This is a genomic window from Leucobacter chromiiresistens, from assembly GCF_001477055.1.
Taxonomy (GTDB): Bacteria; Actinomycetota; Actinomycetes; order Actinomycetales; family Microbacteriaceae; genus Leucobacter; species Leucobacter chromiiresistens_A.
The window spans coordinates 1-13,528 of the sequence record NZ_LDRK01000027.1; the positions used below are offsets into that span (position 1 = coordinate 1).

General features: G+C 69.1%; 10 protein-coding genes and 1 tRNA gene. 4 read left to right on the top strand and 7 right to left on the bottom strand.

Features of this window, described 5'->3' with window-relative positions:
• Positions 1-813, bottom strand: an 813-nt coding sequence (locus NS354_RS06020) for an exodeoxyribonuclease III (RefSeq protein ID WP_058593680.1), incomplete at its 3' end; no start/stop codon positions are given.
• A gap of 66 nt (positions 814-879) precedes the next feature.
• Positions 880-1,758: an exodeoxyribonuclease III gene (locus NS354_RS06025; RefSeq protein ID WP_058593681.1), complete on the bottom strand. Its 879-nt coding sequence runs from the start codon at positions 1,756-1,758 to the stop codon at positions 880-882.
• 97 nt (positions 1,759-1,855) lie between these two features.
• On the opposite strand from NS354_RS06025, the gene NS354_RS06030 reads away from it, so the two are divergent.
• From NS354_RS06030 to NS354_RS06045, 4 genes are all read left to right on the top strand, one after another.
• Entirely contained in the window at positions 1,856-4,519 is a 2,664-nt protein-coding gene (locus tag NS354_RS06030; protein ID WP_058593682.1) for a helix-turn-helix transcriptional regulator, read from the top strand.
• A gap of 115 nt (positions 4,520-4,634) precedes the next feature.
• Complete coding sequence (locus NS354_RS06035; RefSeq protein WP_058593683.1) at positions 4,635-6,266, top strand: hypothetical protein; 1,632 nt, start codon at positions 4,635-4,637, stop codon at positions 6,264-6,266.
• Positions 6,267-6,475: 209 nt separating this feature from the next.
• Entirely contained in the window at positions 6,476-7,777 is a 1,302-nt protein-coding gene (locus NS354_RS06040; protein ID WP_241490373.1) for an LCP family protein, read from the top strand.
• A gap of 62 nt (positions 7,778-7,839) precedes the next feature.
• Positions 7,840-7,930 (top strand) — tRNA-Ser (locus tag NS354_RS06045).
• A gap of 293 nt (positions 7,931-8,223) precedes the next feature.
• Here NS354_RS06045 and NS354_RS06050 read toward each other — a convergent pair.
• Genes NS354_RS06050 through NS354_RS06070 form a run of 5 tightly spaced genes read right to left on the bottom strand, consistent with a single transcriptional unit; the run spans position 8,224 to position 13,526 of the window.
• Positions 8,224-9,330, bottom strand: coding sequence for an ABC transporter ATP-binding protein (locus NS354_RS06050; RefSeq protein WP_058593685.1), 1,107 nt, complete (start codon positions 9,328-9,330; stop codon positions 8,224-8,226).
• 19 nt (positions 9,331-9,349) lie between these two features.
• Entirely contained in the window at positions 9,350-10,384 is a 1,035-nt protein-coding gene (locus NS354_RS06055) for an SIS domain-containing protein (RefSeq protein WP_058593686.1), read from the bottom strand.
• Positions 10,385-10,440: 56 nt separating this feature from the next.
• Positions 10,441-11,259, bottom strand: coding sequence for a carbohydrate ABC transporter permease (locus NS354_RS06060; RefSeq protein ID WP_241490376.1), 819 nt, complete (start codon positions 11,257-11,259; stop codon positions 10,441-10,443).
• A gap of 38 nt (positions 11,260-11,297) precedes the next feature.
• Positions 11,298-12,218, bottom strand: a complete 921-nt coding sequence (locus tag NS354_RS06065; RefSeq protein WP_058593688.1) for a carbohydrate ABC transporter permease — start codon at positions 12,216-12,218, stop codon at positions 11,298-11,300.
• Between the two features lie 6 nt (positions 12,219-12,224).
• Positions 12,225-13,526, bottom strand: coding sequence for an extracellular solute-binding protein (locus NS354_RS06070; protein WP_058593689.1), 1,302 nt, complete (start codon positions 13,524-13,526; stop codon positions 12,225-12,227).
• Positions 13,527-13,528: the final 2 nt, after the last annotated feature.

Genomic DNA, 13,528 nt, shown 5'->3' on the forward strand with positions numbered 1-13,528 from the left:
CGCGTCGTACGACGCGGCGCGATCGACGGTGTACGACGCGACGCGCTCGGCGAGCGCGGGGGTGACGACCTGGTAGTCGATGCGCCATCCCGTGTCGTTGTCGAACGCCTGGCCGCGGTTCGACCACCACGTGTAGGGGCCCTCGACCTCGCCGTGGAAGCGGCGGCCCACGTCGACCCAGCCGTAGCCGGGCCCCTCGGTGCCGTCGACGCCGACCACCGTCTCGCCCGCCGGGCCGAAGAAGCGGTCGAAGTAGGCGCGCTCGCGCGGCAGGAAGCCGGCGCGCTTCACGTTGCCCTTCCAGTTCTTGATGTCGAGCTCGCGGTGCCCGACGTTGAAGTCGCCCACGATGGCGACGAGTTCGCGCTCCTCGGCGAGCTCGCGCATGCGCTGGCCCATCGCGTCGAGGAAGGCCCACTTCGCCTCCTGGCGCGGGGTCTCCACCTCGCCGGAGTGCGTGTAGTTGCTGACGACCGTGAGGGGGGTGCCCCCGAGATCGAAGTCGGCCTCGAGCCACCGACCCGAGGACTGGATGCGCTCCTGCGCGTCGAGCGCGCCGAGCCCGACGCGGTGCCCGGTGGCGGGCACGCGGCTCGCGATCGCGACGCCCGCGCGACCCTTGATCTGGCAGGGGTCGTGGATGAAGTGCCAGTCGTCGCCGAGCAGCTCGGTGAGGTGCGCGTCGTCGGCCCGCACCTCCTGCAGCGCGAGCACGTCGACGCCTCGCGCGTCGAGCCACTCGCCCATGCCCTTCCGGAAGGCGGCCCGGATGCCGTTGACGTTGACGGATGCGACGCGCAGGGTTTCAGCCATGCCCGCCAGTCTACGGCGACCGCGGCGGCGGCATCGAGCGGGCGGAGCTTTCGAGAACGCCGGGCGTCAGAACACCATCGGGCGGTCGTCGTCATCGTCGAAGGTGCCGCCGAGCAGGTCGACGTCGATGTCGCAGACGACGGGAACGTGGTCGCTCGGCGCATCGCCCTTGCGCTCCTCGCGGTCGATGACGGCGCCCGTCACGGCGTCGGCGAAGGCGGGCGACCCCATGATGAAGTCGATGCGCATGCCCTGGTTCTTCGGGAACTTGCCCGCCTGGTAGTCCCAGAAGGTGTACCCCTCGGGCACGATCGGGCGCACGACATCGGTGACGAGGGTCTCGAACGAGGCGAACATCGAGCGCTCCTCGGGCGAGACGTGCGTGGAAGCGCCGGGGCGGAACGACGGATCGGCCATGTCGCCCTCGCGGGGGGCGATGTTCCAGTCGCCCATGAGGGCGAGGGGCAGCTGCGGGTCGGCGTCGAGCCAGGCCCGGGCGTCCTCGCGGAGCGCGGCGAGCCAGTCCAGCTTGTAGGCGAAGTGCGGGTCGTCGAGCGACCGGCCGTTCGGCACGTACAGGCTCCACAGGCGGAGGTCGCCGACGGAGACGCCGAGTGCGCGGGCCTCGAGCGGCAGGCCGTTCGGGCCGACGCCCTGCACGGACTCCTGGCCCTTCACCGGCTTGCCGAACCCGGGCATGCCCGCGAAGCTGCGCGCGACGTCGGTCATCTCGTGGCGGCTGGCGATCGCGACGCCGTTCCACTGATTGAGGCCGTGGATCTCGACCGAGTATCCGGCCTGCTCGAACGCGGCGATCGGAAACTGATCCGGCCGGCACTTGATCTCCTGCATCGCCAGCACATCGATGTCCTCGCGCACGAGCCAGTCGACCACGCGGCCGAAACGAGTGCGGATCGAGTTGACGTTCCAGGTGGCGATGCGCATGGGATTCAGCCTACCGCCGGGTGCTTGCGCAACTCGGCCCGCCCCGTCAGAATCTGGGCAAGGCCCGCGAGGCTTTCGGGGGCCCGGAGGGAGCGTCATGGCGGCGCGCGGATCGCAGGCGGGAGCGGGCGGGGACCGGATCGCGGTTCCGCGTCGCAGGCTGCACGACGTCGTCGAGGCGGCCCGCCCCGACGGGTCGGTGACGGTGCTCATCGGCGAAGCCGGCAACGGCAAAGGCTACCTCGCGGAGCAGGCCGCGCTCGCGCTCGCCGCAGAGCTGCCGGGCGCCTACGCGGTCGAGGTGCTGCCGCGGCCGTCGCGCCCCGCGAGCGGCATCCCGTCCGTCTTCCCGGTCGGCGCGGATGCGGACCGCGGCGAGGGCGCGGCCGACGACGCGGCCGACGACGCGCCCCGGCCGCCGCCCGCCGGCGACGTCGGCGCGACCCTCGGAGGCGTGCGCCCGGGGGCGCCCGTGATCCTCGTCGCCCCCGACATCGACGAGTACCCGCCGTACGACCTGCGCATCCTCGCCGAGCTGGCCCGCACGCGCACCGTGCGCATCATCGCGACGGCGCGTCAGCTCTCCAGTGCGATCGACCGCATCGGCAGCGGCCCGCAGGTGCAGCGCCTCAGCATCGGGGCGCTCGACCTGGAGGAGAGCGCGGGCTTCCTCTGCTCCATGCTGGGCGTGGATCGCATCGACGCCGACACGCTGGCGCGCTGGCACGCGGTGTCGGGCGGCAACGCGTACGCCCTCGCCGTGCTCGCGCTCGCCGCAGACCGGGCGGGCGATCTGCGCCGCAGTCGCGGCACGGCGTGGGCGGCGCGGCGGGACGACGCCGTGACGGGGGAGTACGCCCGACTCCTCGCCGCCTCGTGCACGGAGCCCGAATGGCAGGCGCTCGAGTTCATCGCGCAGGCCGAGCCGATCATCGAGACCCCGCTGCTGCGCAGCATCGATGCCGGGGTGCTGACCGCCCTCTTCGAACGGGGTCTCGTCGTCACGCAGGCGCGTTCGGGGGCGCCGACGCTCACGCTCGGGCATCCGCTGCTCGCCGCCTCGGTGCGCGCCGCCATGTCGCCCGTGCGGCGCATCGAGCTCGACGACCGCATCTTCAGCGTGCTCGACGAGGATCGCGCGGGCGGAGACCCGGCCGCCGACGCCGACCGGCTGATCCGGCTCGTGGTGTTCGGCACGGCGGCGGGGCGGCGCGTGCCGTTCCCGTGGATCTGGCGGGCGTTCGAATCGCTGGCACGGGGCGGTGATCCGCGTCTCGTGCTGCGCCTGGCGCGCAGCATCGCCGAGCACGCCGACGCCGATGGGGCGCAGGCGGGGAGCGCAGCCCTGCGGGCGGTGCGCATCGCGCGCCTCCTCGGAGACGAACCGGCTCGGCACGGCGCGCTCGAGCGCATCGCGGAGCTGCTCGCCGATGAGACGCGGCGCGGCGCGATGCCGCCGACGCTGGAGGTGGGGCTGATCACCACCGTGCTGCAGGAGCGGGTGCGCGACGGCGGCGAGCCGGATGCGGCGCTGCGCGAGCTCGACGCGCTGAAGGCCCGGACCGGTCATCGGGCGGCGCGGGCGATGATCGGCAGCGCGCGGGTGCAGGTGCTCGCCGAGACCGGGCGGCTGCGGGAAGCCGCCGAAGCGTGCCCGCCGCACGACGTCTCGGCGGATCTCGGCATCGAATGGGCCCGTTCGCCGGGACGGGCGATGGCCTCGCTCATCCTCGATCAGCGGGGCGCGGTGGAGCAGGCGGTGGCGAGCGCCGAGCACGCGCGGGCGCTGAGCCGGCTCGGGCCGCACTCCCGCAGCGACCTCGTCGACATCCAGGGCTTCTGCACGCTGCTCGGGCACTGGGTCAGCGGCAGCCGCGAGAGCGCGCGTCGCGTGTACGAGGGACTCGCCGGGGAGGCGTCGGCCGACGCGCACGCCGAGGCCCACTACTCCGGTCTCGTCGAGGTCGGCGCCGTGCTGCTCGCCGTGCAGGAGGGGCGATGGACGGAGGCGGTGGGGGGCGGGGAGCGCCTGGCGGATCGGCTGACGTCGAGCGATCCGTACGCGCTCGCGCCGCTCGTGCAGGCCGCACTCGGGCTCTCCCTGGCGGTGCTCGGGGAGCGCGCGGGCGCGATGCGCGCGATCGGCGCATCGGAGTCGCCGCAGCGGGGCGTCTCGATGGCCGTCGGCGGGCATCGGCGCGTGCTCGCGCTGCGCGCCCGTCAGTGGTTGCGGGATCCGCACGCCGCCGACGAGGCCGCGAGGATCGTCGACTGGGCGGCTCGCGAGCGGCTGCCCTACATCGAGCTGCTCGCGCGGCACGCCCGCGCGTACGAGACGCGGGCCGTCAGCGGGGACGACCTGGTGACCGCGGAGCGCCTGGCGGCGCAGGTCGACGGCCCGCTCGGCGACGCGCTCCTCGCGCACCTGTCGCGGATCGCGCGCGGACCCGATCCGGGCGCGCCGGCCGGCGCGCGGCCCGCGGTGGACGAGGAGCCCGAGATCCGCCTGCTCGCCGATCTCGGGATCTGGCTGCCGATGCCGCCCGCGCCCCATCTCACGCCCCGCGAGCGCGAGATCGTGCTGCTCGCGGCGCTCGGGTACTCCAGCAGATTCATCGCCGACCGCCTCACCATCTCCGCCCGCACCGTGGAGACGCATCTCTCCCACGCGTTCGCCAAGATCGGCGTCGAGAACCGGGACGAGATGCGCGAGTGGGTGGCCCGCAACCGCACCGAGATGACCCCGCCGCGAAGTACGTAATTCCCCCGGATCCGCCGCCGCGGACGCGCACGTAGCCTGCGATCAGGTTGACCGAAGATGCGCGGCCCGGGGGGATTTCTCAAGTGCCGTGCGCACCTGAGAAGCGAGAAGGATCATGCACACATCGGTTCGGGGCGACGGCATCGGAGCCGCACCCCGATTGCAGCGCAGTCGCCTGACGATTGCCCTCATCGGCGCGCTCGCGCTGACGATCGGACCCGGCATCGGAGCCGCGTCCGCAGACGAACTCGACGGCACGACGACGGAGACGTCGGAGGTGTCGGCCGCAACGGCCGCCGCACTCGAGCCCGAGCCCGCGCTCGCCGCACCGGACGCGGCACCTCCCGCCGCCCAGCCCGCCGCCGAGGCACCCGCGGCCCCGGTCGTCGAGGCGCCGGCGGAACCCGTCGCAGAACCGCCCGCCGCACCCGCGGCCCCCGTCTCCGAGCCGGCGCCCGCGGTCGAACCCGCGGTCGCACCCGCAGCCGAACCCGCAGCCGAACCGGCGGCCGAACCCGCGGTCGCACCCGCAGCCGAACCCGCCGCCGAGTCGCCGGCGGCGCCCGACGCGCGGGTCGCCGACGCCGGGCCGAAGGCCGAGCCCCGCACCGGCAGCGAGAACCCGCACAACAAGGTGACGCTCTGCCACGCCACCGGCTCCGAGAAGAACCCGTACGTGTCGATCACGGTGAACGCCAACGGCACCGCGAACGGGCACATCGGCCATCAGGACGGCCGCGACATCATTCCTCCCTTCACCTACAACGATCACGGCGAGGAGGGGTCGTTCGGCGGCCAGAACTGGGATGCGGCGGGCCAGGCGATCTGGAACAACGGGTGCGCGCCGGTCGACCCCGATCCCGACCCCGACCCCGAGACGCCGGTGCTCTCCATCGCACCGCTCGCGTGCGTGCCGCTCGGAGATCCGCTGCCCCAGAGCATCGCGGTCACCGTCTCGGGCCTGACCGAGGCCGGCGCGTGGACGCTGACCGCGACCGGCACCGGCGGCCGCAGCGCCTCGGTCGAGGTGCTCGGCAACGGCACCTACGCCGTGCCGGTCGACGGCGAGGGCTCGTACACGGTGACCATCGGCTCCGACGAGGGAGTCGCCGACACGGAGACGGTCGTCGTCGCCCGCTGCCCCGACCCGCACGAACCGGACGAGCCGGTGCTCGAGGTTCCCGAGCTGCCCTGCATCGCCGTGGACGCGGCACTGCCGACGTCCATCGCCGTGACCGTCGGCGGCTTCGCCGACGAGAACGCCGCTGCCGACGCGCACGAGGCGGTCGCGTACCTGCTGCGAATCAGCGGCGGATCGGGCGGTGAGGCGACCGTCGCAGTCGACGGGAACGGCAGCTACACGCTGCCGCTGTCGGGTGCCGGCGTCTACACCGTTGAGCTGACCGGGGGCGAGTCCGCCATATCGGCCTCGGTGACCGTGCAGCGCTGCGAGACGCCGCCGCCGCCGGAGCCGCCCGAGCCGCCGGCGCCGCCGGCCGAGCCCGTGGAGCCGGTCGTGCCGGCCGTGCCGAAGGTCGCCCTGCCTCCGCTGGTGGTGCATCCGGCTCCGGTGACGGTGCGCGTCGAATCCCCGGCACCCGTGCGGGTCGCCGAGCACCAGCCGCTGCTCGCCGTGACGGGGGCCGACGACGGCGGAGCGGAGCTCGCCGCGGCGGGGCTCGCGACGCTCGCGGTGCTCGCCGGAGGAGCGATGCTGCTGTCGGTGCGGCGCCTGCGCCGCTCCTAGACGCACGACGCACGACGCACGACGCGAATGACGCGGCCGGTGGTGCCGGCGGGGAGACCCCCCGGCGCCACCGGCCGCACGTGCGCGTCGGGCCGCGCACCGATCCGAAGCGCTGCGGCACTCTCCAAGCGCACTTCCAGTACCGCGGGGTACATTGAATCGTTATGTCGGGCGCGATCAGCGCTGCCCGCGCGATTCTGGGAAGCTGAATGACACAGAAACCTGCTGGAGCACTCGAACGCCACTCGTTCGTGCGTCATGGCAAGCTCCGTCGTTCGAGCGCATGGGGAAACGCGCTCCGGGTGCTGCTCACCACCGCGATCGTCGTGGTGCTCAGCGGAGTGGCCACCGTCTCGTACGCCGTTTTCGGCCTGGTGGGCGACCTCGACACCGTCGAGCTCGGCAACGAGTCGACCGCCGTGGGAGTGGGCGACAGCGCCATCGACGGCGCGCTCACCGTGCTGCTCGTGGGATCCGACTCGCGCGCCGGGCAGGAGATCGACGACGGCGAGGAGGGCGAGCTCAACGACGTCACGATGATGCTGCACGTCTCGGCCGACCACAAGAACGCGACGGTCGTGAGCTTCCCGCGAGATCTCATGCTGCCCATCCCGAGCTGCCCCGGGCCGAACGGCGAGCCCGACTACTACTCGGCGATGAGCGAGCAGCAGCTGAACTCGACGCTCGCGAACGGCGGCCTGCCCTGCGTGGCCGAGACGATCTCCGAGCTCACCGGCATGGAGATCCCCAACGCCGCGCTCATCACGTTCGACGGAGTCATCGGCATCTCGAACGCGATCGGAGGCGTCGAGGTGTGCCTCGCGCAGCCGATCGTCGACGAGCACACCGATCTCGACCTCCCCGCAGGCGAGAACACGCTCGTCGGGCTCGAGGCGCTGCAGTTCCTGCGCACCCGCCACGGCGTCGGCAACGGCGGCGACACGAGCCGCATCAGCAACCAGCAGGTCTTCATGTCCGCTCTCGTGCAGAAGCTGAAGAGCGCCGACACCCTCTCCGACCCGATGAAGGTCTACGGCCTCGCGAAGGCCGCGGTCGAGAACATGACGCTCTCGAAGAACATGGCGAGCGTGCCGTTCATGCAGCAGGTCGCGAACACCGTCAAGGACATCGATCTCGAGAACATCAACTTCGTGCAGTACCCCTCGTTCGACCACCCCTACCAGTCGGGGCGCCTGACCCCCGACTACGCGAGTGGCGACGCGCTCTTCGAGCTGATCAAGAGCGGTCAGCCGTTCGCGGTGGACTCCGTGGGCGAGGGCGTCGCGGTCGAGGGCGCCGATGAGGCGGCTCCCGAGACGGGCGCGGAGACTCCGGCGCCGGAGGAGACCACCGCTCCCGAGGAGACCACCGCTCCCGAGGAGACCGCCGCTCCCGAGGGGACCGCTCCGGCGACGGAGGAACCGGCGACGTCGGAGCCGGCGCTCCCCGAGAACGTGACGGGCGTGCAGGCCGACAAGTCGGTGTGCTCGATGGGCCGCACCGTGTATTGAGGCCCGACCGATTTCCACCGCACCCGTTCGTTCGGGTAGAGTGGATGACGTTGTTCGTGTATGGAGACGTGCCAGAGCGGCCGAATGGACTTCACTGCTAATGAAGGGTCGGGGTTAACTCGACCGGGGGTTCAAATCCCCCCGTCTCCGCCAGTCGAACAGCACTGAGAACCCCCGGCAGGAGTGATCCTGCCGGGGGTTCTCGTCTGCGGTCGGCGCTCTTTCTGTCGTGAATGCTCGGCGGGCACGCGTCACGAACCTGTGCGGTCACCGCCCTGTGGGGGGGGGGCTTCGTTCAGCACAGGGATGGCGAGCGCATCAATTCTCGAGCACCGTCGTGTTCGAGCGCCGACGGGCGGTTTCCCGCGGGCAGCTCGATCGGCCTGCGCCGACGCTGCCTCGGTACTCCGGCTCCACCTCCCGGATCACGACATGCAGTGCCCGGGTCAGGGCAGCATTGCTCGGGCCGAGTCGATTCGCTCGCCTGTCGTGTGATCGAACAGGTGGACGCGGGACGGGGCGGTCGGAGCGACGGTGATCTCATCGCCGATGTGCGGGTGGTCGCGCCCATCGACGCGGACGACGAGCTCGCAGTCATCGCCACCGATCGATGTCTCCCCGTACAGGTAACCATCCGCGCCGAGTTCCTCGACGAGCTTCGCGCGCACGGAGAGCCCCGGAGCCTTCGTCACGGACACCGAGAAGTCCTCGGGCCGCACCCCGACGGTGACCGTGCCCGACGAGAGGCGGGACCGCGCCTCTCGAGAGATGGGGACGGTGAGGTCGCCGAACCCGACCCCGTCGGCGCCTACCTGTGCGGTGAACAGATTCATGGCAGGCGAGCCGATGAAACCGGCGACGAAGGTGTTCACAGGAGTGTCCAACAGCTCTCGCGGGGTGCCCACCTGCTGCAGCACCCCGAGCTTCATCACGGCGATTCGGTCGCCCATGGTGAGAGCCTCCGTCTGATCGTGCGTCACGTAGACGGTCGTGACTCCGAGCTCGCGCTGCAGTGCCGCGATGCGCGTGCGGGTCTGCACGCGAAGCTTCGCGTCGAGGTTCGACAGGGGTTCGTCCATGAGGAAGACCTGAGGTTCGCGGACGATCGCTCGGCCCATCGCGACCCGCTGACGCTGTCCTCCGGAAAGTGCTTTCGGCTTGCGGTCGAGATACTCGGTGAGATCGAGTTGCTCGGCAACGGCCTCGACGCGCTGTCGACGCTCCTCTTTTCCGACTTTCGCGATCTTGAGCGCGAAACCCATGTTCTCCGCGACCGTCATGTGCGGGTAGAGGGCGTAGTTCTGGAACACCATGGCGATGTCCCGATCCTTCGGCGACAGGTGAGTGACCTCAGCGTCGCCGATGAGGATTCGTCCATCGGAGATCTCCTCAAGGCCGGCGAGCATGCGGAGCGCAGTGGATTTTCCGCAGCCGGAGGGGCCGACCAGCACGAGGAACTCTCCATCGGCGATCTCGAGATTCAGATTCTGCACCGCCGGACGGTCGGTGCCTGGGTATGACAGCGTGACGTTGTCGTAGGTGACGTTTGCCAAGGTGGGGTTCCTTCCGCGGTTATTCGGCGATCGGGAGCTTCGTGTCGTTCTGCTCGTATCGCGTGCCTTCGACGGGAATGCCCCGGCGGCGCGCGACAGCGTCGACGACGAGCTGCAGGATGACAGCCTCCTCGAACACGCGGCCGAGGCCGGGGGCGGTGTGCTGCACCCGCACGACCGTCACGTTCTCGTGTGCGAGTGCGGCGACCCGCTCGTCGCCCGCGCCCGTGATCACCAGTACGCGTGCTCCCGCGTCGGCCATCTGCAGCACGACTTCGAGCTCGCGCCCGTCGCCGATAGTGACGAGCATGTTCTTCGAGTCGATGACCTCGTGAGGCCCGTGCACGAACTGGAACGTCTCCCAGCCGGTTGCCGGGACCCGAACGGCTTCGCGCAGCATGAGGGCGCCCTGAGCGGCCGACGAGACGCTCGGTCCACGACCGATGAGGTCGACTGCGGCGATGCCGTCGAAGATCGGTGCGAGCGACTCGGCGTGATCTCGGTGGGCGCTGAGGAGGTTCGCGACGAGTCGCGAAGCACCATCGACGTCGAGGTCGCTCTCGAGTCCGGCCGCCTGCATGATGGCCGAGTAGGCCAGAAGCGTTGAGAGGTATCCGGAGGTGTAGACGGGGGAATCATCGATACCGCCGTATCCGACGACGAAGTCGCTCACCTCCGAAATCGCTGCTTCGGGGAAGTTGGTGATCGCGACGCGCCGTCCCGACCCGCGACCGCGCGCCGCCGCGATGGGTTCCGGGCTGCGCCCGGATTCCGAAACGAGGAGGTAGTGGTCGCCCGGCTCGAAGTCGCCCGGGTAGGCAGCGACCTCAGATGCGGTGAGATTCACACCTCGTACCCCCTGCTGTGCGAGGACGGCCACCAGAGCGTGGCCGGAATTGCTCGACGCGCCCATGGCAAGTACAGCAACCGTGTCTCCGGCGTTCCAGCGCGGAAGCTCGGCGTCGGCCAGCGATGCTGCGATCGCCGGGGCTGCGATCGTGAGGAGCTCCGGTTGCTGGTGAATGGCCTGGTGGAAGGGAATGCGATCGGACATGGGTTCTCCTGAGGTGGAATACGGAACGGCGAGAGGAACAAGTGGAGGTCGGGACGTCAGCCCTTTACTGCGCCCGCAGCCAGACCACTGACGATCTGACGTTGGAAGATCAGTGCAATGACCAGCGGCGGGATGGCCGCGATCACTCCACCGGCGGCCACCAGGCCGAAATCGGTCGTGTACCGTCCCGCGAACTCTGAGATCGCAACGGGAATGGTCTTCGACGCGTCGGACGAGGTGAAGATGAGGGCGTACATGAATTCGTCCCAGGCGAGGAGGAACGCGAACATCACGGCTGCGAAGAGGCCGGGTTTCGCCGAGGGGAGGATGATGCGGAACAGTGCCCCGAGACGGCTGGTGCCGTCGATGCGCGCCGCGTCCTCGAGGTCCGCCGGCACGGTCATGAAGTAGTTGCTCAGGATCCACAACGTGAACGGAATGACGAGTGAGCAATCCACCAGGATCAGCCCGATCGTCGTATCCAGCATTCCGAGCGAATTCAGAATCATGTAGAGCGGGATCAGGAGTGAGATCTGCGGCAGCATGTACGTCGTCAGGAACAGCACGAGGAACCCGCGACGGAATGGGAATTTCAGGCGGGCGAACGCGTAGGCGCCGAAGATGCCGACGACCATGGAGATGACCACTGTGGCGACGCCGACGACGAGGGAGTTCATGAAGGCCGCACGGAATGAGGCACCCACAGATGACGTGGGGTCGAAGAGTATCTCCTGGTACCGGTCGAGATGCAGTTCGCTGGGCCACCAGCGCATGGGTTTCGCGACGATATCCGCCTGCGTGGAGATGCTCGCGATCACCAACCAGCCGAGCGGCGCGATGCACCCCACCGCGACGATGAGCGCCGCGAGGTACACGAGCGCCTGACCGAGGATTCGACGATTGTGGTGCTGTTTCATAGCGTGCTCATTTCCGATCGGCGCAGCATGCGAAGGTAGGCCGTGGTCAGCACGAGGATGATGATGAGAACGAGGAACGAGATCGCAGACCCGAGGCCGTAGTTCTGCTCAGAAAACGCGGTGACGTAGGTGTAGTACGAGATGGTCTGGGTGCCGTTCGCGGGCCCTCCTCGAGTCATCGCGTAGATGATGTCGAAAACCTTGACTGCTTCCACGGTGCGCAGCACGAGCACCAGAGCGACGGAGGGCAGCAGTAGGGGGAGCGTGATGGAGAAGAACCGGCGGAAGGCTCCCGCGCGGTCGACTTTCGCAGCCTCGGTCAGTTCGCTGGGAATCGAGGTCAGACCGGCGAGGAGGAAGATGGCCACGAGCGGCGTCGTCTTCCATGCGTCGGCAATGATGACGAGGTTCAATGCGGTCGTCGGGTCGGAGAGCCAGGCCTGGTAGCTGTCGATCACACCGAGGTGGCTGAGCACACCGTTGAGTGCGCCGTACTGCGCGTTGTAGATGCCTTTCCACATCGCAGCGTTCACGATGGTGGGCACGGCCCATGGCAGAACGACCAGTGCGCGGAGGATCCAGCGACCGCGGATCTTCGCGTTGAGGAGAAACGCGATCCCGAGTCCGAACACCAGCTCGATCGAGGTCGAGACGAGCGTGAAATAGAGTGTGCGCCCGAGCGCGCCCCAGAAGCCGTTCGCGCTCAGGGCCTCGATGTAGTTGCCGAGGCCGACGAAGGGGGTATCGACCGCAACGGCGGAGGTCACCTCGAAGAGCGAGATGAGCAGCGTGCGGCCCAGCGGATACAGGATGACGCCGAAAACGGCGAGGATCGCGGGGAGCAACAACCAGAAGGCGAGTCGCCTCTCGCTGTCGCGACGCTTCCTGCGTGGCGCCGATGCGGTCGATACTGCCATGAGGTCTTAGTCCTCCAACTCTGCGTTCGCAGCCGCGACGGCGTCATCGAGGGCTTCCTGCGGTGTCTTCTTACCGAGAAGCGCGTTTTGCAGCTCGACCTGAATGATCTGCGAGACGGTCGAGTAGTTCGGTACCGCGGGGCGCAGGATGGAGTCTGCGTAGGCCTCTTCCGACACCGCGAAGACTTCAGGATTGACGTCGATGACTTCCGGCTTCTCGTAGCTGGCCTTCCAGCTCGGCTGCGATGAGTGGACGTATTCCTCCTGTGTCTCCTCGCTCGTCACGTAGTCGATGAACTCCCACGCAGCATCCTGATTCTTCGAAGTGGCCGTGACTGAGTACGCCATGGCGCCGTTCACGCCGGGCCGAGCACCGCTCGGGCCTTGGGGCGTCGCCAGGACGCCCGCGGCGTCGGCGATCGTGGAGATCTCCGGATCCTGGAGATCGCGCATGGTCGAGTCCCAGTTCAGACCGAAAGCGGTCTCGCCCTGGGCGAGCGCCTTCGACACGTCGTCCTCGAGGAACGTGGTGGAGGCGGGGTTCGTGAGTCCGTCGTCGATGGTCTGCTTCATCCACTCGAGGGCGGCGACTCCCTGCGCGTTGTTGATGATCAGTTCACCATCGTCATTCGTGAACTCTCCGTCGAACGCCCCGAGCAGCTGTGCGTAATCGCAGATGAGTGCCTCGGCCTGCGCCCAGCTCCATGCGATCGGATACTCGCTGATGCCCGCCTCTTTGATCTTCTCGGCCGTCGCGAGTACGCCGTCCCAGGTCTCCAGGTCCTCCGGCGTGGCGCCCACTTCGGCGATCATCTCCTCGTTGTAGAAGAAGAGCTTCGTCGACGGGCCGTTCGGCACCCCGTAGAACTTGTCCTGGTACGCGGCCGTCGGGATCACCCCCGATAGAAGTTCGTCCTCGGCCGCGCCGGGGAACTTATCCCCGAGGTCCGCGATGATCCCCTTCGACGCGAACTCCGCGGGCCAAATCACATCGATCAAGACGACGTCGTACGTCCCGGCGGGGGCCGAGGTGACGATCTTGTCGTGCAGAGCTTCGTATGACACGAAGGTGGGGTTGACGGTGATGTCACCCCCGTTCTGCTCTTCGAAATCAGCGATGATCTGCTTGTAGTCATCCTCGGAATACCCGGCCTGCTTCATGAAGAGCGCGTTGATCTCGCCGGTTCCGTCGCCTGCGCCGCCACCGCCACCGCCACCGGTGACACTGCAGCCGCTCAACGTGAGACCTGCGGCTGCGACACCAGCGATGAGGCTTCGTTGCACTCGCTTGAGGTTCTTGCCTTTCATGA